20 protein-coding genes are annotated in these 20368 nt (G+C 41.1%); 1 reads left to right on the top strand and 19 read right to left on the bottom strand.

Annotated features, from left to right (window positions below; all coding sequences use genetic code 11):
- Positions 1 to 35 precede the first annotated feature (35 nt).
- On the bottom strand, positions 36 to 1784 hold the full coding sequence (locus BUA02_RS04675) for a hypothetical protein (RefSeq protein ID WP_072701467.1): 1749 nt from the start codon (positions 1782 to 1784) through the stop codon (positions 36 to 38).
- Positions 1785 to 1875: 91 nt separating this feature from the next.
- Positions 1876 to 3255, bottom strand: a complete 1380-nt coding sequence (locus BUA02_RS04670; protein ID WP_242946475.1) for an MATE family efflux transporter — start codon at positions 3253 to 3255, stop codon at positions 1876 to 1878.
- 200 nt (positions 3256 to 3455) lie between these two features.
- Here BUA02_RS04670 and BUA02_RS04665 point away from each other — a divergent pair, with 200 nt between their 5' ends.
- Positions 3456 to 4232, top strand: coding sequence for an AraC family transcriptional regulator (locus tag BUA02_RS04665; RefSeq protein WP_072701463.1), 777 nt, complete (start codon positions 3456 to 3458; stop codon positions 4230 to 4232).
- Positions 4233 to 4262: 30 nt separating this feature from the next.
- On the opposite strand, the gene BUA02_RS04660 is transcribed toward BUA02_RS04665, so the two are convergent.
- The 17 genes from BUA02_RS04660 to cysK (BUA02_RS04580) form a co-directional block, all read right to left on the bottom strand.
- Positions 4263 to 5165, bottom strand: a complete 903-nt coding sequence (locus BUA02_RS04660) for a LysR family transcriptional regulator (protein ID WP_072701461.1) — start codon at positions 5163 to 5165, stop codon at positions 4263 to 4265.
- Between the two features lie 73 nt (positions 5166 to 5238).
- The gene (locus tag BUA02_RS04655; protein WP_072701459.1) at positions 5239 to 5910 is read right to left on the bottom strand and encodes an ATP-binding cassette domain-containing protein; all 672 of its coding nucleotides are present in this window, start codon (positions 5908 to 5910) and stop codon (positions 5239 to 5241) included.
- Positions 5911 to 7128 (bottom strand): ABC transporter permease, encoded by a 1218-nt coding sequence (locus BUA02_RS04650; RefSeq protein ID WP_072701457.1) that lies wholly within the window; start codon positions 7126 to 7128, stop codon positions 5911 to 5913.
- A 1-nt stretch (position 7129) separates the two neighbouring features.
- Positions 7130 to 7549, bottom strand: coding sequence for a DUF4418 family protein (locus tag BUA02_RS04645; protein ID WP_072701455.1), 420 nt, complete (start codon positions 7547 to 7549; stop codon positions 7130 to 7132).
- Between the two features lie 15 nt (positions 7550 to 7564).
- Positions 7565 to 8350: an ABC transporter ATP-binding protein gene (locus tag BUA02_RS04640; protein WP_072701453.1), complete on the bottom strand. Its 786-nt coding sequence runs from the start codon at positions 8348 to 8350 to the stop codon at positions 7565 to 7567.
- Complete coding sequence (locus BUA02_RS04635; RefSeq protein ID WP_072701451.1) at positions 8350 to 9378, bottom strand: ABC transporter permease; 1029 nt, start codon at positions 9376 to 9378, stop codon at positions 8350 to 8352. The genes BUA02_RS04640 and BUA02_RS04635 overlap by 1 nt, the downstream gene beginning before the upstream one ends.
- A gap of 13 nt (positions 9379 to 9391) precedes the next feature.
- On the bottom strand, positions 9392 to 10516 hold the full coding sequence (locus BUA02_RS04630; protein ID WP_072701449.1) for an ABC transporter substrate-binding protein: 1125 nt from the start codon (positions 10514 to 10516) through the stop codon (positions 9392 to 9394).
- A 15-nt stretch (positions 10517 to 10531) separates the two neighbouring features.
- Positions 10532 to 12067 carry a nitrogenase component 1 gene (locus BUA02_RS04625; RefSeq protein WP_072701447.1) on the bottom strand — a complete coding sequence of 512 codons (1536 nt, stop codon included), beginning with the start codon at positions 12065 to 12067 and terminating at the stop codon, positions 10532 to 10534.
- A gap of 11 nt (positions 12068 to 12078) precedes the next feature.
- Positions 12079 to 13425, bottom strand: a complete 1347-nt coding sequence (locus BUA02_RS04620) for a nitrogenase component 1 (protein WP_072701444.1) — start codon at positions 13423 to 13425, stop codon at positions 12079 to 12081.
- A 13-nt stretch (positions 13426 to 13438) separates the two neighbouring features.
- Complete coding sequence (gene cysK, locus BUA02_RS04615; RefSeq protein WP_072701442.1) at positions 13439 to 14383, bottom strand: cysteine synthase A; 945 nt, start codon at positions 14381 to 14383, stop codon at positions 13439 to 13441.
- Between the two features lie 12 nt (positions 14384 to 14395).
- Entirely contained in the window at positions 14396 to 15253 is an 858-nt protein-coding gene (gene nifH / locus BUA02_RS04610; protein ID WP_072701440.1) for a nitrogenase iron protein, read from the bottom strand.
- 19 nt (positions 15254 to 15272) lie between these two features.
- Entirely contained in the window at positions 15273 to 15686 is a 414-nt protein-coding gene (locus BUA02_RS04605; RefSeq protein WP_072701438.1) for a NifB/NifX family molybdenum-iron cluster-binding protein, read from the bottom strand.
- The gene (locus BUA02_RS04600; protein ID WP_072701436.1) at positions 15679 to 16548 is read right to left on the bottom strand and encodes a radical SAM protein; all 870 of its coding nucleotides are present in this window, start codon (positions 16546 to 16548) and stop codon (positions 15679 to 15681) included. The genes BUA02_RS04605 and BUA02_RS04600 overlap by 8 nt, the downstream gene beginning before the upstream one ends.
- Positions 16549 to 16738: 190 nt before the next feature.
- Positions 16739 to 17935 (bottom strand): trans-sulfuration enzyme family protein, encoded by a 1197-nt coding sequence (locus BUA02_RS04595; RefSeq protein ID WP_083572655.1) that lies wholly within the window; start codon positions 17933 to 17935, stop codon positions 16739 to 16741.
- Positions 17936 to 17949: 14 nt separating this feature from the next.
- Complete coding sequence (locus BUA02_RS04590) at positions 17950 to 18108, bottom strand: YezD family protein (RefSeq protein ID WP_083572654.1); 159 nt, start codon at positions 18106 to 18108, stop codon at positions 17950 to 17952.
- A 5-nt stretch (positions 18109 to 18113) separates the two neighbouring features.
- The gene (locus BUA02_RS04585) at positions 18114 to 19292 is read right to left on the bottom strand and encodes a MalY/PatB family protein (protein WP_072701433.1); all 1179 of its coding nucleotides are present in this window, start codon (positions 19290 to 19292) and stop codon (positions 18114 to 18116) included.
- A 100-nt stretch (positions 19293 to 19392) separates the two neighbouring features.
- Positions 19393 to 20328: a cysteine synthase A gene (cysK, locus tag BUA02_RS04580; RefSeq protein ID WP_071175628.1), complete on the bottom strand. Its 936-nt coding sequence runs from the start codon at positions 20326 to 20328 to the stop codon at positions 19393 to 19395.
- Between the last annotated feature and the right edge of the window lie 40 nt (positions 20329 to 20368).

Raw genomic sequence — 20368 nt, 5'->3', positions numbered from 1 at the left:
TACATTATACACACATAGGAGAGCTTAATTGTTAATTATTTTTGTATTTTAAATTCGTAGAATTCACCTGGGTTAAGAATAACATCAGCCACAAGCTCAGTGTTTTTCTGTAAATCATAGCCAAATTCTCTCTTTTGAAGCTCAAGCTCTTTTTCTTTAAATGGATACCAACCATCAAAATACTGAGTAATCTTGGCATTCTCACTCTGTACATGGATCGTAGCATGGACTGGATGAGCCTGTCCTGTAACATGAGCATAGAGGATGACCATATCATTATCATAGTGGAAAACAGACACATTTGGTGCTGATACATATACACCGCCATAGTTAAACACTGGCTTAATGGCATCAAACGCCCACACTGGCACTCTAGACAGGTCTGATGGATTCTCAGGAATATTCACAAGATACATCTGTCCCTTGCCATAGCCATCCTTAAGGAAAAGAGATGTGTGATACTCCCCTGCTCCGCCATTTAGAAGTGACCATGACATATTGTTAGAATGCTGAATATCTGCAAAAAGAACCGGCTCAACATTTTCAAGGTATCCAGCTGGATCGTCAGTCTTGTAATATCTTGTAACTGAAAGCTTTCTGCCTGTAAGGTAGGCGCTACTAAGATCCTTCCACTCCTTTTCTGGGGCCTTTGCCATAAAGCCTGGTGTTACAAAGACCTTACCACCCTTAATAAGATAATCTTTAAGCTTTTCAAATATCTTTTCATCGCAAAGGGAACTCTCTGTCACAAGGACACTTCCGCTGTCTGGGAAAAGAGGTGTTGGATAAAGAGCAAAGCCCTGCATTCCAAGGAAATCTTCTACGTGATTTTCACCCTGTGATGCATATGGAATGTAAGCTGGGATTCCCACTGGTTTGCCAGTTCTATCAAGCATCTTGTCGATTCTCTTAAACTGTAGTCCCAGAGGTGTTACAAGCTTATTTTCAAAAAGATCTGTCCACTGGAAAAGAGTTATCTCTTCAGGCTTGGAAAAGGCTGAAAGATAGCCCTGCTCAAGATAGTCATCAACTGGCCAGCACTGATAAGTATCAAACCAAGTGCCATGATTTCTGCCGCCGCTGGCATCATCCATCCATCTAACAAGGCTGTAACTAAGATATGTTGGAAGGTGCTGATCCTGGTAGGCGCTGGCTCTTGTCTCAGTTCCTGTGTAGACCATGTCAAAAATGTTTTTTTCAACGTCAGGTCTATAGCCCGTTGCATGGTAAGATTCACGCCAGTTAGGGAACTTGATGATCATCTTGACATTAGGATTAACCTTTTTAGCTGGTCCTACTACAAGATTCTCAGAAACATCCTTCATAAGTTCTTTTCTAAACTCTACCCAGGACTTATCTCCCTTAGCCTTGAGACAATCCTCACAGGTACAGTTTGTAAAATAAAAATCATCAAGAATAACTTCATCAAACTGCTCTGCACAGTACTCAGAAACCTTCTGAATGTATTCCCTCATCTTTGAATTTGTGTAACAGAAGGTACCAAAAAGTCTCTGTCTCTTTTCATCTTCCTTATCAAGGTCAGGCACAACTGTTGTAAATCCGCCTGCAACCTCAACATTTCTCTCTTTAAAGAACTCAATAAAGCTCTTCATCTTGTCCTTATCTACCCAGTGGCCTTCTCTGTATGGCTCAAGATAGACCTTATCAAGACCAACATACTTCTCAATGAAGTTATACTGCTTTTTAAGCGTTTCAAGATCCATTCTCTCTAAGATCTGAGCTACGCAATACACTGTAGTCTTAAAATTATTAAAATGTCCCATTTCATACCTCTTTCTTAGCTTTTTCTATTGAATCTATTACTTTGTCACAGAACTGCATCTGTGGAGCAATCCTCTTTAATTTGCTACTATGTTATGCATGACTATTTAATATAACCCTCTCATTTTTTCTTTCTTCTTTGCTCTGTCTAAGAAGTGGCATAAGTGAGATGTAAAGTGCATACCCATTCACAAAAAGAGCCCCGAGCCAAGCGCTTATCTCTGTATAAGCTGTAGCCTTGAATCCTATCCTTCCTATGAAGAAAGAAATAACAAAGGTCCTAAGGATCATCTCTAAAATACCTGAAAGCATAGGAAGCATTGGCTTACCCATACCTTGAACGGCACTTCTGACTACAAATAGTATATTTAAAAAGATCATCATAATTCCGCATCTTGGAAGGAACAGGCACACAAGTCCTATCTGCTCTTCACCTGATAAAAGGATCGCAGCAAGCTTATCTGGAATAAATACCATAACAGAGCCAAGGAGCACGTAGGCTGTAAGTGCGATTCCAAGGCATACCTTAAAGCCCTGTTTTATCCTGTCATATCTGCCGGCACCATAGTTCTGGCTGGTATAGGCACTCATGGCATTTCCCGCTGTTGTTGCAGGATTCATGAAAAGATTCAGATACTTGCTGCAAGCTGCATAAGCCGCTGTGTATACAACTCCAAATCCATTTACAAAGTACTGGACCACCATGCATCCTATAGCTGTGATGGAGTTCATAAGTGCCATAGGAAGACCATTTTTAAGCAGGTCCAAAAAAATTCTCTTTTCATTTATGAAATACTCTTTTTGTAATATAAGAACTTCCATCTTTCTGAGGCTATTAATACATATGATGGATGAAATAACCTGAGAGCACAGTGTTGCAATGGCTGCTCCCTCAACGCCCATGTGAAGCTTAAAGATAAACAGGCTATCCAGGGAAAGATTTAAGATTGAAGAAATGATAATAGCCTTAAGAGGTGTTCTGCTGTCTCCCAAAGCCCTTAATATAGCCCCAGAAATATTGTAGCATATACCGGCCGAAAGCCCGCCAAAGACGATATATCCATACTTTAAGCTATCAGCAATGATAAGCTCATCTGTCCTTAAAAGTCTTAATGCATAGGGCAAAAATGCGACACTACTTACAGACAAGATCACTGCCAAAACAACGCCAAGTTCTATTACTCCTGCAAATCTGTGTTTTAAAGTCTCAATGTCTTTTGCTCCATAGCTCTGAGCTACAAGTACTGCAAATCCATTGGCAAGTCCAAAGGAAAAACCAACTATCAGAAAAAACAATGATCCCATGTTACCTACAGCAGCAAGGGCATTGTCTCCAAGGCCTTTGCCAACTATCCAGGTATCTGCAAAGTTGTAAAACTGCTGAAGCATACTGGTAAGAAGCAGTGGCCAGTAGAAGGAAAGTATAAGCTTTAATGGACTTCCCTGTGTAAAATCGATCTCTTTTCTTTTCATAATAATCCCACTCCACATAAAATGCTGAAACTACCTACATTTGTAGTATCATTCTAGTCCCGCATCTTTTTAAATTGATATATATTTTTTGCCAATTTTTGCCCATTTTTTGTTATTATTATTCCATGGGAAACGCAAGAAAAGAAAAAATACAATTTAATACACCTTCAAATATATATGTAGTCAAAAACGGATGCCCCGTGACATATCCACCTCACTGGCATAACGCTGCCGAGTTTACTATCATACTCAAAGACGGCTGCAGGTATCGTGTAAGTGATACCTTCTATGAATTAAAAAAAGGGGATGTGCTTTTGATCTGGCCTCATCAGATCCATGAGACAGTGTCTATTCCTGATAATGCAGCTCTTTTCGTCCAGTTCTCATCTGCAATTATTGAGAACAGCCTGGATCTTGTCTCAATTTCCAGATTCCTATACGACTGCCATTACATTTCAGCCTCAAAGGAACCTGAACTTGCAAAATACATAACCCAAAAAATTCTGGAAATAAAAAAGATACACGAACTTTCTGATCCTCTTTCCGAGACTCAGTGTAAGCTGTGTATCTATGATATTTTATTAAAGATCGGTAACCATGTCCTTGCCGAAGCCAAGAAAGAAACATCTGATGATCTTGTTTCCCGCAAGAGAAGCTGGAAATATATTCATGCTGCCTGCAACTATATCATGGAAAACTCCTCTGATAACATAACTCAGTCAGAGGTAGCAAAAGAGATCGGACTTAGCACCTACTATTTTTCAAAGCTCTTTAAACAGCATATGAACATGTCTTTTCCAGCATACCTGGCAAATATACGTGTCAGGAGCGCGGCATCACTTCTTCTTGATGAGAGCATATCAATCACAGAGTGCGCATTTCAGGCAGGTTTTCAGTCAACTACAGCGTTTAACAAGGTCTTCCATGACATCACTGGTTATTCGCCAAGAGAATACAGGAAGCTCTATAAGCAGTGATTACTTCACCATCATCTTGTAGATCTCAGTTCAGTCTTCCTTGTGTTTTTCAAGCTTTTCAACGAATGCCTGTCCCATTTCAGAAAGTTCGCTGCCCTTTCTGGTGATATAGCCAAAGGTAAGGGTCTCATCCTCTTTTAGCTTGATGGCTGTAAGCTCAGATTCGTTAAGGCTCTCTCCCAGCATGGCTGCGCCGACTGCATAGCCATTAAGTCCCAGCATAAGCTCAATAGATGTAGCTCTTTCGTTGGTGCTGATGACCTTCTTGTAATCATAGGTAGCAAGGGCTTCTTCTCTGTAGTAAAAAGAGTTATTGTCTCCCTGATCAAAGACCATGCAAGGGTAGTCCTTGAGTTCTTCAAGGGAAATCTCATCCTGTCCGGCCAATGGATGATCTTTTCTCATATATACGTAAGTGTCACGGGTAAAGAGCTCATGGAACTCAAGTGATGCATCAACAAAGACCTTCTTAAATGTATTCTTATTAAAGTCAGAAAGGGCGATGACACCAACTTCACTTCTCATGGTCTTAACATCCTCAATAACTTCGCTAGTCTGAGTCTCTCTGATAAAATACTGATACTCCTCAAGATCATATTCCTTGACAGTATCAATAAAGGCATTAACAGCAACAGTGTAATGTTGCATGGACACAGAAAATGTAGGCTTCTCAGTTCTTGAATTCAAGTACTTTTCTTCAACCTTCTCAAACTGCTCTACCGCATGTCTGGCATAAGCAATAAAGCTGGAACCAGCTGGTGTAGTCACAACTCCATTATGTACTCTCTCAAAGATCTGGATCCCGATCTCATTCTCAAGATCTCTGACTGCACTTGAAAGTCCAGGCTGCGAAACATAGAGTCTATCCGCTGCCTTCCTCATAGAGCATTCCTCATCTATGGCAATAACGTACTTAAGCTGTAATATAGTCATGTGCATTACCTCTTTAACGCAAAAAAGTATTTTTACACATAATACCATATTACAGCTATTCGTAAAGACTTTTCTACTTTTTCCTCTTAAGCCTTCCATCTTCCATTGTATAAATAATGTCGGCACTTTGGGATACAAGGTCATCATGGGTTATGACCAGAACGCCTTTGCCAGCTGATGCTTCTTTTCGAAACAGGGCCATTACTTTTTCAGAGTTTAGTTTGTCCAGTTCGCCTGTTGGTTCATCAGCAAAGATATAATCAAAGTTACCAGTAAGTGTCCTTGCTATGGCCACTCTCTTCATTTCGCCCCCGGAAAGATTAGCAGGATACATGGAAAGAAGATCATCAATACCAAGAACAGATACCATTCCAGAAAAAGAGCTATTAGGTAAAAAGGGCCTTTGAGATAAAAAAATTGACTGAAGTCTTATGTTGTCATAGATAGTCAGGCCACTTATAAGACTTTGGTTCTGAGGAATGATTCCTATCTTGCCAGCCCTTAGCTTATCGCGTTTTGAAGCCTTAACTCCAAAGATATTGATATCATCTACATTAACGCTTCCCTTCTCCGGTTCGATCATACCTGCCAGAATATTTAAAAGCGTACTCTTACCACTGCCTGAACGCCCTGTTACAGCTACAATCCTACCTTTAGGGACTGTGAAACTGGCATTGTCCACAGCTATAAAGGACTTTCCTCTTCTCTTATATTCTTTTACGATATTTTCAGCTACTATGGACATTTAACTTTCACCTTCCCGCATTAGTACATAACATTCAGTTCCAGCGGCAACTTCACCAGCTATGATACCAGGTATGATGCTGCTAAAAGCTGTTAAGCCTATACTGAAAAGTACCCCTTTTATGATCTCAAGTAAATCAGGTCTTAAATATGGAAGTTTTAGCTGCTCTGAGATCAGTTCGCTAAATGGAAAAACAACTAGCGCTCCTAGTCCAACTCCTGCAACTGCGCCTACTATAGACAGAAGAACTGTTTCTGTAAATATGAGTTCCAATATCCAGTTTCCAGATGCTCCCATCATCCTATAAACAGCCCATTCCTTGCGCCTGTTTTCTACTCTGTAAATGTGGAGCAGCGCTGTAACAAAGCTCACTATAAAAAGAACTGCAATAGTGATATTTCTGATAAAATCTGAGATCACTCCAATCCCCTCGGTTACAGATGAAAATACATTCTTGCTCTGAACAACTCCGGCTGGAATATCTCTTAATATTGTTCCAGTTACCTGGTCGGGGCTGTAGCCTTCCTTAACCCTTATAAGAAACGCAGAAACGTAGCTGTCTGTTATCCTGTCAGTTTCAGTAATATCATCTTTTTCTCCGAAGCTTACTCCTTTTTCTCTGGCATCTTTTATAAGCTGTTCCATAACATCAAAAGTTACATATACTGACTTATCCATTCCGGTACCAGTTTTATTTAGTCTCGCTCTGATCTCATAGCTTCTTCCAAAAAATGTCAACGTATCTTCTGAATCAGCTGCTATGTTATAGCCGATTATAAGGCTCCCATCCTTATTGTCTTTTACGTACCCCTCTGATATCCAGGGAGTCGTGACAAAATCTGTTTCAGGATCATAGCCTATTATCTGTATTGGAACAGAACAGCAGGATGCATTTAGACTGGCAAGATATACAACAGGAGTTACCTTCTCAACTCCATCTATAGCAATCAACTTACTTTCAAGGCTTCTTTCAATAGAGCACTCGACTGGCTCACCACTTAAGATTATTCCTTGATAGCTTTCTTCCTCCCCCTTTGGAACAACCGCAATATCTGCTCCAAGTCTTTCCTTAAGGTTATTAGCCCCAAGAAAAAGACTATCTGATAAAATCCTTCCTGAAAAAGCTGTAAAAGATAAGATAAGTGCGAAGATGAGAGCCGCAGCTCCTCCTGTTTTTCCGTTTATTAACTTTCTGATTGCAATATCAATTATTCGCAAGTTAAGCCACCTTCAGTCCTATTCTTTTACCGCTGCTTTCTCTTAGAGATACAATAAGTGCTGTGCTGCTTACTAAAATATGAAGAGTACCGATCACAATAAGCGCTGGTCTGGTAACTGTTACACAATGCATCATTGGACTTCCACAAACACCTACTATCGCTGTAGGGATCAGTACTATAAATACCCCAAGTATGATCTGAACCCCCGATAGTACTGCCCTTATTATTTCTTTGGATATAATTAACAGCAGGATTCCCGTAATAACTGCTGCTACCCCTACAACAAGTTCCCATCTTGCCGTATAGAAGCATCTCATCTTCATCTCTCCTGCCTTGCAAACAGGGAATATAGTCTTGGGGCCTATAGCCGCCAACAGTCCAAATATAATGGTAATGATAGCCAATACTTTATTTTTCATAACATCCTCCAAATATCAAATAACATACTCAACATCTGCCCCTTTCTGAGCAAGATCCAATTTCTCCAAGATATGATTTCTGTAATATGTAAAATTAGAGTCACTTCTGTTTCTTGGGTATGGAAGTTCTATCTTAAGTGTCTCAACTACCCTTCCCGGCCTTGGAGACATAATGATCACCCTCTGTGAAAGATATATAGCTTCATCCACGTCATGAGTTATGAGGATCATGGTCTTTTCTCTGGTCTTCCACAGATCAATAAGTGCATCCTGAATATTCATTCTGGTAAAAGCATCAAGTGCTCCCAAAGGCTCATCCAATAAAAGTACATCCGGTTCAGTTGTAAGCGCTCTAGCAAGGGCAACTCTCTGACTCATACCTCCAGATAGCTGATTTGGATATGACTTTTTGAATTTCTCAAGTCCCACTTGTCCAAGAAGCTGATCAGCAAGATCTTTTTTTTCCTTAACTCTTCCCGTTGATCTTAGTCCAAAAAGGACATTGTCCCAAACAGTAAGCCAGGGAAACAGCGCATGATTTTGGAACACCAGTCCCCTTTTAACGCTGGTTCCTGTGACCTGCTCACCATCACAGGTCACTTCCCCTATAGTTGGCTTCTCCAGACCGGCAATTATCCTAAGGAGAGTTGATTTACCACAGCCACTTGCACCAACTATAGAAACAAATTCCCCGGGCTCAATAGTAAGGTTTATATTATCCAAAGCAGTAAGCGTCTCCTGCTCATCGCTTCTTCTAAATATTTTTGTTACGTCTTTGATTTCAACATTACCTACTGCCATCAAATACCTCCATTCTGCCAGCGAAGTACTCTTTTTCTGATAAGTTCCAGAATAGTATTGACCAAAATGAATGTGAGACAGATGAGAATGATCGCGCCATACATTTTGGTGAAGTCTCCCCAGCCCTTCTGCCAGTTAATATACCAGCCAAGTCCTGCTTCTACGCCCATCATCTCAGCTACAACGAGCGTAAGGCAAGCAATGCTCATTCCCTGAGTAAGTCCTGTGAAGATTGTCGGCATGGAAGCTGGAACTACCACTCTAAGCAATATCCCCAGTCTGTTGGTTCCTAATGTCTGAGCAGCTTCGTAGTAGTGCTTTTGAACGTTTTGGACACCATTCATGGCAGACACCGTTACAGGAAACCATACGCCAAGACCAATAAGAAATGCTGCTCCTCCAAAAAGAGATGATGCAAGCATCATTACAATAGGCATATATGTTGTGCTTGGGATTGCGCCCAGAACCCTCGTTATTGGTTGTATCCAGTACTGAACTTTAGAGGACCAGCCTGCCAGAATCCCACATACAAGGCCAATCCCAACTCCTGCAAAGTATCCGGTAAAAAGGAGTTTGAAAGAATGGTAAACACACTCCCAAAGCTTGCTCTTATCAGCGATCATGGCATCCAATACCTTTCCCACCCAGGGAAAGTATGGAAGTGCCAGGGCACCGGTCTTTAGCGTAGCTATGTCATATGCTGTCAAAAGAATCGCAATAGCAATAAACAGCGCACTGTCATGTCTAAGCTTCTCAAAAGCCCTATATGAAAAATATGAAAAGCCAATCCATATTATCAAAGCCACAAGGAAAAGAGTTATAAGTCCAGCATAGGCTACTGACGGTTTATAGTTACTGTTTGATGGAAAAAACAGGTGCTCCGCTAAGTGAATCAAGACAAAAAGCGCTGGCAAAAAAACTATCACTCTTCTTAATAACTTATCTGTTGTTGTCAGATCCCTCTGTTCCAAAAGCCTCAGCTCTTTTTGAGAGATACCTGCATTTATAGTGCTTACTATTTCTGCCATACCTTTTCCTCCTTTACTGAGCTATTTTGGTGAGATCATACTTAACAAGGAATTGTTCTTCTGCGTTAGTCAGATCAAAATCAGCGGGAAGGAGACCAAGGTCCTTGTATTCCTGTCCGATAACTTTAGTTGTTGCCACAAGTTCTTTAGTTCCAAATCCATAATGAAGAAGGTTGATCAGTTCAACTCCCATTTCCTTTGTGGTAGAAATGTACTGTTTATCAAGTAGTAGATCAACTGCCTTTTCCCTGTTTTCTTCGCTTGCTTCAAGCCATTTTGAAGCCCTGTAAACAGCTCGTGTTATCTTGTAAACTGTGACAGGGTTATTTTTTACAAAATCCTTGTTAAAGCCAAGAGAACAGCATACTTCATTTTCAAAATCCGGATCATAATCCTGTGATCTGATGACCTTGGCATACCCATCCTCTACAAAGTTGTAGATAAGCTCATCACTTGCAACGATGACATCAACCTGTCCTTCCTGAAGTGCTGCAAGAAGTGTTCCAGGTTCAAGCGCAACCCATGTGAAATCATCAGTAGAAAAACCATCGTGATTGATAAATCTAAGTCCGATATTGTGGAAAACTCCTCCGATGTCTCCAGATACGCCAATCTTCATTCCTTTTTCAAACTTTGTTATATCTGAATCCTTAAGGGCTGCAGCTGAAGCACATCCAGAATGAAGTGCCAGTGTACTCACTACCTCTTCTCCATTTTGATAATACAAGAGCCAATCTGACAAAAAGCCAATGGCAACTGTAAGATTGCCTGATGCAAGGCCATCTCTTGCAGCACTTCCTGAAATCTGCACAAAATCAAAAGACTTGATTCCTTCCTCTTCAACAAATCCAAGATATTTAGCTACTGGAAGCGCTACCGGGCAAAGGGAGCCTGTATAATTGACAGTAATAGTCTGGTTGTAGGCAGGTTCTTTTTCATATAGAGCTGTCAGTTCCTCTTCACTTATTGCAGAGTAATCTATAAGTCCTTCCTCATTTATAACTGTGCCGGAAACAGCACCTAGTGGCTGACTTGGATCACCACTACCTGATGCCTCTTTTCCCGCCGGGCCACATCCTGATACAACCACGCTGATGCCCAGTATCAGCGCCAAAAAATTTTTAACTGATCTTTTCATTATCTCCTCCTATTCTCATCCTTTGATGTAAGCAAATGGTTCTTTTTCATACCACGATTGCTTATATGGAAACTTCACATGTTTTGAAACTTCTTTTACGTAAGAATCATTTTCAAGTGCAAAGGTAAGCTGTCTTGCCACCTGAAATACACCGTTATATCCAAAATATGCTCCTCCAACATCAAACTCAGGAACTGTTACTGCTCCAAGCTTGGCTGGTTCTGAAAGTCCATTGGCATGACATAGCACAATATCTGGTTTATATGTCTTTACCTGATTTACAAATTCATATGGCTGGTCACTGACAATAACCGGAACATCCGGATGCTCCTTGGCTAAATCCTCAAAGGCTTCTTCCGCATTTGAATCATACAAAAGTCCTATGACAGATACTATCTCCATCCCAAGATCGTCGTGGATAAGAGAGGCTTCTATTGCACTTCGTACACTTCCTCCGGAGATCATTACTCTCTTTCCTTTAAGCTTCTCTTTAAAGGGAGCAATTGCCTCTTTTACAAGGTTTTCTTCATAATCAGCAAGTCTTTCTGCTTCTTTCTTGAGTCCAAAATGCTCACCGATATCCACAAGCCACTTTCTGGTAGCTTTAAGTCCAAGGGGCATTCCCATGTAATATGGCACATTGTATTTATCCTTTAAGTACTTTACAAAGTAGTCATCATGCATCCAGCAAAGACTGACATTAAGAGCTGATTCAGAAACAAACCTGATCTTGTCGGCATTGCTATACTCAGGAAGGACATTTACATTTAGATTAAGGGCATTTAACAGTCTGGAAAGCTCTGATTCATCCTGAGCTCCCATAGACTCAAGAGTCATGATATTTACTGTATAGTTCTTTTTGTACTCGTAGCCTGCTGCCAAAAAAGCAGCATTTGGATCAGCCGGATTTAGAGGAACAAAATCCTTAAAGGCAATAGGCTCAAGCTGTATGTGACGGATAAGAGAATGATAAAAAGCATCATAGGCACTTGATACATACCTTGATCTAAAGCCCGGACAATGAATGGCTGTCAGCTGGGCTGATACAACCTTACTTTCATCTTCGATTATCTTCTCAACATCGTCTCCGATAATATTTGGTGCGCAGGTGGAAAGGACAAATATGAATTCCGGTCTGAAGGTCTTATCTGCATATTCTATAGCTTCTCTTAATTTCTTTTCACCACCATTTACGATCTCTGTAGTTGAAAGGTTGGTAGAAAGCCAGTTAACAGGTTTTGGTGCAAGGCCTCTGACATTCTTGCCTGCATTGGTTCCAAAGGTTGTTACATGGAGCTGATGTCCGCATCCAACTGGTCCATGCATGATCAGCACTGTATTTTCTATTGGTGCTGACATCATAACTGACAAAAACATTTGGCATGAAGAACTTCCCTGCCAGAAGTCCCTGTCTTTTCCCTTAAGACAGCAGCTTTTTGAACATTCAAGAAGATCGCAGCTGCAGCCATGGTAGGTATCTGTAGTCTCAAGTCTCTCCTCTCTGGTAGGAGGAATGGCTTTTTCTGCGTATTTATTTTCAAGTTCACTCATTTTAATTCCTCCTATCTTCCTGAAACCGGAACTGAGATCAGATCTGCCAGTAAATTAAGGCCTCCGTTGTAGCCTGAATATCCACGCTGAGTTATAACCCTATTTACAACAGGATAAGATACAGCATAGGTTAAGGCTCCTATATCCTGAGCCGCGTACTTTTCCAACGAACTTCCTACAATGAATAGTGGTCCGTGCTGATCAAAGTACCTCTGTCCCTGATTACGGGCATGCCTTTTATTTAACTGCCATGCTATCTGCTTAGTGTCAGTTTCTCTTATAAGCTCTCCAGGAGTGCCAGCCTGAAGGAATGCATCTTCAAGCTTTTTTGCCTTTATCTTGGTCAAAAGATCTGTAACAAAGACATCATCTACTTTCCATCCCAGCTCATTCTTTAAAAACTTAGCAAGAGGTATAGCGTAATTTGAATTTGTTACTGTGGCTGCATAGTAAAAGAACTGTGCATTTATCACCAGATCAAGAGTCTTGATGAAATAGTTATAATAACGCTCCTCTTCTTTCTTTATGACGCTTTCTAATAGTTCCTCGTCAATCTCGATGTGCTGAGCCAGTTCCCTTAGAAATGCTCCTGTTTGAACCGATCCGATTGGCAAATCTGTTGTCCAGAAAGGTGTCCCATGCTTTTGTTCAAATCCCTTTTCAAAATCAAGTCCCCAAACTCTTGAAAAATGAATGTTTAGTGATGCCTTTGAAGCATCTAAAATATTTTGATAAGTCTGGTCCGGTGTAAAAAATGTATTGACTTTAAGTCCCAGACTTTCAAGAAGTCTTTTGATCTCTTCAAGATCTCCTCTGTAATTTGGATCGAAGTTAGGGACAAGTCCAAATATATTAACCAGCTTCTCATCCTTTTCCTCTGACTGTGGAATGTATTTATTAAAAATTCCAGTAAGAACTCTTTCATAACCTGAGTATGCATCACCTTCAAAGCTTGGCGTATTAACTGCAATTACAGGTGTCGCTGCATCTTCAAATTCATCTACTACTGCTTGAACATCATCGCCTATGATCTCAGTCATACATCCTGTAACTACCACAAATAGCTTTGCTTCCAAAAGCTCCTGTGAAGATTTCAGTTCCTGGCGCAACCTGTCTGTTCCGCCAAAAACAACATTCTTTTCTCTTACAGCGCTTGAAGGAGTCTGAGTTCCACCGCAATAGCCTTCACCGTTGTATCCTGAACAGGTTCCGATGGATCCCGTAAGGTTACCTGAACATCCTTCAGCAGCATGAGATATTCCTATTACTTCAGGCAGAGATGCCAAAGTTGCCAGTGCTCCTCCCTGGGCGCATGTAGTTCTTGGTCTTTCAATTATTCCTTTAGCTGTGCTTCCCATTTTTTCCCCTTTTTTAATGTGTATCTGTAGGATATTGATACAGTTCTGTTGATAGATATCTTTCTCCTGTGTCAGGAAGAAGAGCGACTATTGTCTTTCCCTTATTTTCAGGTCTTTTTGCAAGCATAAGTGCTGCATGGGCTGCAGCTCCTGATGAGATTCCTACAAGGAGACCTTCTTTTCTTCCAAGAAGTCTTGAAGTATCAATGGCTTCATCTCCCCTGATCTGAAGGACTTCATCTATGACATCTTCTCCAAAAACCTTTGGGACAAATCCTGCTCCTATTCCCTGGATCTTGTGGGGGCCAGGATTTCCTCCTGAAAGGACCGGCGATTCAAAAGGTTCAACTGCCACAACCTTTATATTCTCGTTGTGTTTCTTGAGTCCTCGACCTACACCTGTTACTGTTCCTCCAGTACCTACGCCAGCTACAAAGATATCAACCTTCCCATCAGTATCATCCCAGATTTCCTGAGCCGTGGTTCCCTCATGTGTAGTAGCATTGGCCTGATTTTCAAACTGCTGCAAGATAATACTGTTTTCAATCTGAGCATTTAAGGCTTCCGCCTGCCTTATGGCACCTTTCATTCCAAGGGCTCCTGGTGTCAATACTACCTGTGCTCCCAACGCTGTCACCAGCGTTCTTCTCTCTATACTCATGGTATCTGGCATTGTAAGAATAACGTTATAACCTTTGATTGCTCCCACAAATGATAATCCAACACCAGTATTTCCACTTGTTGGCTCTATTATGGTTGAGCCTGGCTTTAGTAAGCCTTTTTTCTCCGCATCCTCTATCATTCCAAGTGCGATTCTATCCTTAACTGAGCCGGCAGGGTTAAAGTATTCAACTTTAAAATATACTTCTGCCTCAAGATCATTTTCTTTAAGAAAGCGATTGGGCTTAAGTAGAGGGGTTTTTCCCACCAGCTCAGTAAGATCCTGAACAACTTTCATCTTGTAACCTCCTTAGATTCTGTAATCATCCTTAAGATTTTCCATAAGTCCATATTCCATCAGGATTTCTTCAAGTCTTTCCTGAGTCATAGGAGTTGGTATGGTAAAATACGTATTATTTTCAATAGCTTCTGCAAGATTTCTGTATTCCTGGGCCTGTGCTGATTCCGGATCATACTGGATAACTGTCTGTCTATGTATTTCAGCTCGCTGAACGATATTGTCTCTTGGAACAAAGTAGATAAGCTGTGAGTTAAGCTCTTTTGCAAATGCCCTCAAAAGATCTTTTTCACGATCAACATTTCTGCTGTTACAGATAATTCCTCCAAGTCTTACTCCTCCAGTCTTGGCATATTTGGCAATACCTTTTGAGATATTATTGGCTGCATAAAGAGCCATCATCTCTCCAGAAGCTACAATATAGATTTCCTGCGCCTTGCCTTCTCTGATAGGCATTGCAAAACCGCCGCAAACAACGTCGCCAAGGACATCATAAAAAACGTAATCAAGGTCATCTGTATAGGCTCCGAGATTCTCAAGCATTCCAATTGAAGTAATGATTCCTCGTCCGGCACAGCCTACGCCTGGTTCCGGTCCTCCGGACTCCACACATCTTGTCCCTCCAAAACCTGTTCCCATGATTCTGTCAAGATCAATGTCTTCACCTTCTTCACGGATCGTATCCAGAACTGTCTTCTGAGCTAATCCGCCCATTAACAGCCTTGTAGAATCTGCTTTTGGATCACAGCCAACCACCATAACCTGTTTGCCCAGTGATACAAGTCCTGCTGTCAGGTTCTGTGTCGTTGTGGACTTTCCTATTCCTCCCTTTCCGTAGATAGCGATCTGTCTGATTTTTCCATCTGCCATTAAAAAACTCCTCCATTTCCTATTCTTCAATTTCGTTCTCTATAAGGATCTTCCTTGCTCTTTCCTGGGCAAGTTTCCTTCTATCGCGGTAGTCCCTAACCTTATGAAGTGCCTCATTTACAGGTACCACCACGTCAAGAGCTATGATGTTTTGTCTGGTCAAGGCCTGCAGTGCTCTTGGTCCGATCTTGGCCGCCAGCACAAACTCGATTCCGGCTTCTGCAAGGCTTTCAGCTATCTCATCAAATACCTCACCTCCACAGGTTCCGTCTTGACAACCGTATTTATCTATTCCCCGTTCTTCTATTGGTTCTCCTTCGCCGGTCTTACTGTCCACCTCATATATCACAAATTCCGCCACATGCCCGAAATGAGAATCAACATTTATTCCATCTGAAGTTGCAACCGCCACCTTAAACAGCTCTTTAGCCATGTGAAAATGTCTCCTTAACGTTTAATCTTCCCTGATAAAGCTGTGCTCCAATGTCGTATACTCCCGGAACTCCACAGGCATCGGCTCTGCAGTGCTGGCAGTGTCTAAAGACATTTATGTGTGCCTCTGCTTCCTGCCTTGCCTTATGAAGTTCTTCACAGGTAGGAGCCTTCATATGTCTCATGTCATTTTGAGGAATAAGAGGAATGATGTTGTAGATCATTGCCCCTGCTGCCTTGACCGTTGCTGCAACCTCCTCAATATGATGGTCATTTACTCCAGGAACCAGAACTGTGTTTACCTTAACCAGTGTCCCGGATTTGGCTACTTTCCTGATTCCATTTAGTTGATTGCGGATCAGTATTTTGGCTGCTTCCACCCCTGTATAGATTTCTCCGTGGTAAAAGATCTTTTTGTTGATCTTGGCCTCTATCTCAGGATCCACGGCATTTACTGTGACTGTAAGTGTGTCTATGAGCTCTATTACTTCATCAGCTTTTTCATCAAGTAAAAGTCCATTTGTACTCATGCACTTTATAAGGTGCGGATATTTATCTTTAATAAGTCTGAATGTTCTAAGTGCTCTGTCAGAAGCTAATGTATCCCCAGGTCCGGCAATTCCTACTACTGTGATCTCAGGGCACTGCATAAGAGCCAGGTCTATAAATCTTGATGCTTCCTCTGGTTCAAGGACTGTACTTGTAACACCAGGTCTTTGCTCGTTTTCGTTTATCTTTCTGTCACAGAAGCGGCATTCTATGTTACATCCCGGAGCTACCGGCAGATGAATCCTTCCTTTATTCTTTTTGCATGGTCCAAAGCACGGATGCTCTTTATAAACTGTTTCTTTGTCAAATGCCATATGCCTACCTCATCTCTTTTTAGGTATAAAAAAGAGACTTACGCAGACCGCACTATACCTGTTTCAATATAGTTTGGTACACGTAAGCCTCTAGTTGTCTAGTCGGCTTCACTTAACTAAAGTGAATTCTACCATAGCCTCAATGGTTGTAAAATCAAGTATTACTTATCGCTGGGTATAACCAAATCTTTTATCTATCTGCAGTCTCCTTCTCTGCAATAGCAAAAACCCTGTTAAATTCGCATATAAGGTCTCCTATTCCCTCAAGTCCCACTGATAATCTAAGAAGTCTGTCTGTAATTCCATTCTTAGCCAGTACATCCTTTGGCACGTCAGCATGAGTCTGAGTTATAGGATAGGTAATAAGTGTCTCTGTTCCCCCAAGACTCTCTGCAAAGTAAATAAGCTGGACATTATTAAGGATTGAATGAGCAAACTCTACAGAGTCAACTTCAAAAGTCAGCATAGCTCCAAAGCCTCTTGCCTGCTTTTTCATGATCTCATAACCCGGATGGTCCTCCAATCCCGGGTAATAGACCTTAGTAACATGTTTGCTGCTACTTAAGTATTTGGCAAGCTTTAGTGCATTCTCCTGTGTTCTGTCCAGACGAACCCCCAATGTTCTGATGCCTCTTAAGATAAGCCAGCTGTCAAAAGGGCTAAGTCCAGCTCCAGTAGTCTTGAATATGTAACGAAGCCTCTCATCAAGGTTTTCATCTTTGACAACAACAAAGCCTCCGATAGTATCGTGATGTCCTCCCAGGAACTTAGTTCCTGAGTGAATAACAATATCAGCTCCAAGATCTAATGGATTCTGGAAATAAGGTGATAGGAAAGTGTTATCTACTATTAAAAGAAGATTCTTTTCCTTGGTCACACTTGCAAGCTCCTCAATATCAGTTACATTCATCATAGGATTAGTTGGAGTCTCAAGGTAAACTGCCTTTGTATTTTCTTTTATGTACTTTCTAACGTTGTCTCTACTAAGGTTAACAGCAGTATACTCAAGGCCATTCTTTTTGCTGATCTCGTTAAAGAGTCTGATACTTCCTCCATAGAGATCTTCATCGATGATAAAATGATCTCCCGGTTTAAAAAGCTCCATTATAGTTGCAATTGCAGCCATCCCACTAGAAAATGCTATAGCATCCTTACCATTTTCAAGATAGGCAACTATAGATTCAAGCTGTTTTCTTGTAGGATTCTGCATTCGTGTATAGTCATAACCTGTACTCTGTCCAAGACCAGGATGAGCAAAAGTGGCAGTCTGATATATAGGAAAGCTTATGGCACCAAACTGATCCATCAAGCTTCTGTCTAACTGCTGACATTTTGTATCAATGCTACAATTAACTTCTGTACACTTATTACAACCACTACAATCCATCTTTCATATTCTCCTTAGAACCTTATTTTTGAACTAGTCTCAACCTGAGTGATCCGTCCATCATGAATAATGATGTTGACGTTGCCGTATTTAAGACCGGTTACCTGCTCTTTTATCTTTTCCCAGATCTCATCTTTATGTTTGTTATTTCTTTCTCCCTCATCTTTTGCCATAGTCTTTATCTCCTACTTACTGCTTCATACAACTGCTCCATTGCCTGCTTTAGTATTTTCCTTGGACAGGCTATATTTATTCTTTCAAAAAGTGCTGTTTCTCTGCCAAAGATAACGCCTGAGTCTAGCCACAACTTAGCGTCATCTACTATCAGTTTTTCCAGTTCCTTATGACTATCTGTAATCTTAGAAAAATCTAGCCATATAAGATATGTGCCCTCAGGTTCTATAAGCTTTATTTCTGGAAGTTTTTCTTTTAGGAAGTCTCTTACGAAGTTAAGATTCCCTTCAAGATAGTCAAGGAGTTCATCTAACCACTGCTTTCCTTTTGTATAAGCTGATGTAGTAGCAGTCATTCCAAGTACGCTTCCCTGACTGTATCCCGCTGCTTCATTTTCCCTTTTAAAAGAGCTTCTGATATCCGGATCAGGTATTATGATGTTTGCCACCTGAAGTCCTGCAATATTAAAGGTCTTACTGGGAGATGTGCCGAGTACTGTCTTCTTAATATACTTTTCTCCCAGAGTTAAAAATGAAGTATGCTTAAAACCTCTGTATATAAAATCAGAATGAATCTCATCTGCGAAAATAAATACGTCGTGTCTCAAACAAATGTCAGCCATGCGGATAAGTTCATCCCTGGTCCATACCCTTCCTACAGGGTTGTGAGGGCTACAGAGTAAAAAGAGCTTTACGTCCTCTTCAATTATCTTTTTCTCAAAATCCTCAAAATCTATTTCGTAGTGGTCATTTCTATATACCAGCTGATTGTTTACCACCTTTCTATTATTGAGCTTAATGGTCTCCATAAATGGATAGTAAACAGGCTGCTGTATCAATACTGCATCTCCTGGCTTGGTCAGTGCCCTTATGGTAGTTGCTATAGCATAGACTATTCCAGGAACTACAGTATTCCAGGAATCTTCTATCTCAATACCATGCCTTTCTAAAAGCCAGTTTCTAAGTGCCTTCTTGTAATCATCTTTTGGGTCTGTGTATCCGAATATTCCGTGAGAGACTCTTTTTTCAATGTCTTCTATGATCTCATCAGGAAGCTTAAAGTCCATATCCGCCACCCACAAAGGAAGCAGATCGTCGCGTCCTTTTCTCTCTATTCCAAAATCAAATTTAAGGCTTGAAGTATTTTTTCTGTCTACGATCTCATCGAAGTTATATTTTCCCATGGTCGTCTCCTAAAACATCTGGATAAAATTATTGCTCCGGGGCAAATGAGCTTCGGAGCAATAGATTATGAACAGTCTATGGATGTTCAAAGAATATATATTAGTCGGCAAATAGTGGTGTGGAAAGATATCTGTCACCAGAATCTGGTAAAAGAACTACGATATTCTTACCCTTGTTCTCTTCTCTCTGTGCAAGGATAGTAGCAGCCTTAAGTGCAGCACCTGATGAAATACCAACGAGGATACCTTCTGATATGGCAAATTTCTTGCCTTCTGCAAATGCATCTTCGTTTTCGATAGCGATTACTTCATCATAGATCTTGGTGTTAAGTGTATCAGGAACAAATCCTGCACCAATTCCCTGAATCTTGTGAGGTCCTGCTGTGCCCTGTGAAAGAACTGGGCTGGTTGCTGGCTCTACAGCAACAACCTTAACGTTAGGATTCTGCTCTTTTAAGTATTCACCTACGCCAGTAACTGTTCCGCCTGTACCTACACCAGCTACGAAGATGTCTACCTTACCATCTGTCTGCTTCCAGATCTCTGGACCAGTTGTAGCTTTGTGTACGGCTGGGTTTGCTGGGTTTACGAACTGACCAAGAATGATTGATCCTTCAATCTGACCATTGAGCTCTTCTGCCTTGGCAATTGCTCCCTTCATTCCCTTGGCACCTTCTGTAAGAACGATCTCTGCGCCGTATGCCTTGAGAAGATTTCTTCTCTCAACACTCATTGTATCTGGCAGTGTAAGGATTGCTTTGTATCCCTTAGCTGCTGCAACTGCTGCAAGACCGATTCCTGTATTTCCTGAAGTAGGCTCGATGATTGTTGCCCCTGGTTTTAACTTACCACTCTTTTCAGCATCCTCGATCATGCTAAGAGCTACTCTGTCTTTAACTGATCCTGCTGGATTTAAGTACTCAAGCTTTGCAAGAATTGTTGCATTTGTTACTCCTGCATTCTTGCTATAACCATTAAGTTTAAGAAGTGGTGTTCCTCCGATAAGTTCTAATGCGCTTTCCTTGATGTCTGCCATTGTTTTTTCCTCCATTTATCTTGATTTGATTTCGTATCCG

Source organism: Butyrivibrio hungatei DSM 14810, assembly GCF_900143205.1.
In the GTDB taxonomy this organism is placed as follows: domain Bacteria; phylum Bacillota; class Clostridia; order Lachnospirales; family Lachnospiraceae; genus Butyrivibrio; species Butyrivibrio hungatei.
Note: the sequence above shows the minus strand (reverse complement) of the source record. Positions and strands in the feature narration are given on the sequence as shown.

Excerpts from the sequence above, each read along its gene's own strand:
- cysK (WP_072701442.1), bottom strand. The coding sequence starts at position 14,383 with ATGAAAGTTGTTCAGGATCTTACTGAGCTGGTGGGAAAAACCCCTCTA.
- BUA02_RS04655 (WP_072701459.1), bottom strand. The coding sequence starts at position 5,910 with ATGTCCATAGTAGCTGAAAATATCGTAAAAGAATATAAGAGAAGAGGA.
- BUA02_RS04625 (WP_072701447.1), bottom strand. The coding sequence starts at position 12,067 with ATGAGTGAACTTGAAAATAAATACGCAGAAAAAGCCATTCCTCCTACC.
- BUA02_RS04670 (WP_242946475.1), bottom strand. The coding sequence starts at position 3,255 with ATGAAAAGAAAAGAGATCGATTTTACACAGGGAAGTCCATTAAAGCTT.
- BUA02_RS04605 (WP_072701438.1), bottom strand. The coding sequence starts at position 15,686 with ATGGCTAAAGAGCTGTTTAAGGTGGCGGTTGCAACTTCAGATGGAATA.
- BUA02_RS04600 (WP_072701436.1), bottom strand. The coding sequence starts at position 16,548 with ATGGCATTTGACAAAGAAACAGTTTATAAAGAGCATCCGTGCTTTGGA.
- cysK (WP_071175628.1), bottom strand. The coding sequence starts at position 20,328 with ATGGCAGACATCAAGGAAAGCGCATTAGAACTTATCGGAGGAACACCA.
- BUA02_RS04660 (WP_072701461.1), bottom strand. The coding sequence starts at position 5,165 with ATGACTATATTACAGCTTAAGTACGTTATTGCCATAGATGAGGAATGC.
- BUA02_RS04620 (WP_072701444.1), bottom strand. The coding sequence starts at position 13,425 with ATGGGAAGCACAGCTAAAGGAATAATTGAAAGACCAAGAACTACATGC.
- BUA02_RS04595 (WP_083572655.1), bottom strand. The coding sequence starts at position 17,935 with ATGGATTGTAGTGGTTGTAATAAGTGTACAGAAGTTAATTGTAGCATT.
- BUA02_RS04585 (WP_072701433.1), bottom strand. The coding sequence starts at position 19,292 with ATGGGAAAATATAACTTCGATGAGATCGTAGACAGAAAAAATACTTCA.
- BUA02_RS04630 (WP_072701449.1), bottom strand. The coding sequence starts at position 10,516 with ATGAAAAGATCAGTTAAAAATTTTTTGGCGCTGATACTGGGCATCAGC.
- BUA02_RS04635 (WP_072701451.1), bottom strand. The coding sequence starts at position 9,378 with ATGGCAGAAATAGTAAGCACTATAAATGCAGGTATCTCTCAAAAAGAG.
- BUA02_RS04645 (WP_072701455.1), bottom strand. The coding sequence starts at position 7,549 with ATGAAAAATAAAGTATTGGCTATCATTACCATTATATTTGGACTGTTG.
- BUA02_RS04590 (WP_083572654.1), bottom strand. The coding sequence starts at position 18,108 with ATGGCAAAAGATGAGGGAGAAAGAAATAACAAACATAAAGATGAGATC.
- BUA02_RS04640 (WP_072701453.1), bottom strand. The coding sequence starts at position 8,350 with ATGGCAGTAGGTAATGTTGAAATCAAAGACGTAACAAAAATATTTAGA.
- BUA02_RS04675 (WP_072701467.1), bottom strand. The coding sequence starts at position 1,784 with ATGGGACATTTTAATAATTTTAAGACTACAGTGTATTGCGTAGCTCAG.
- nifH (WP_072701440.1), bottom strand. The coding sequence starts at position 15,253 with ATGGCAGATGGAAAAATCAGACAGATCGCTATCTACGGAAAGGGAGGA.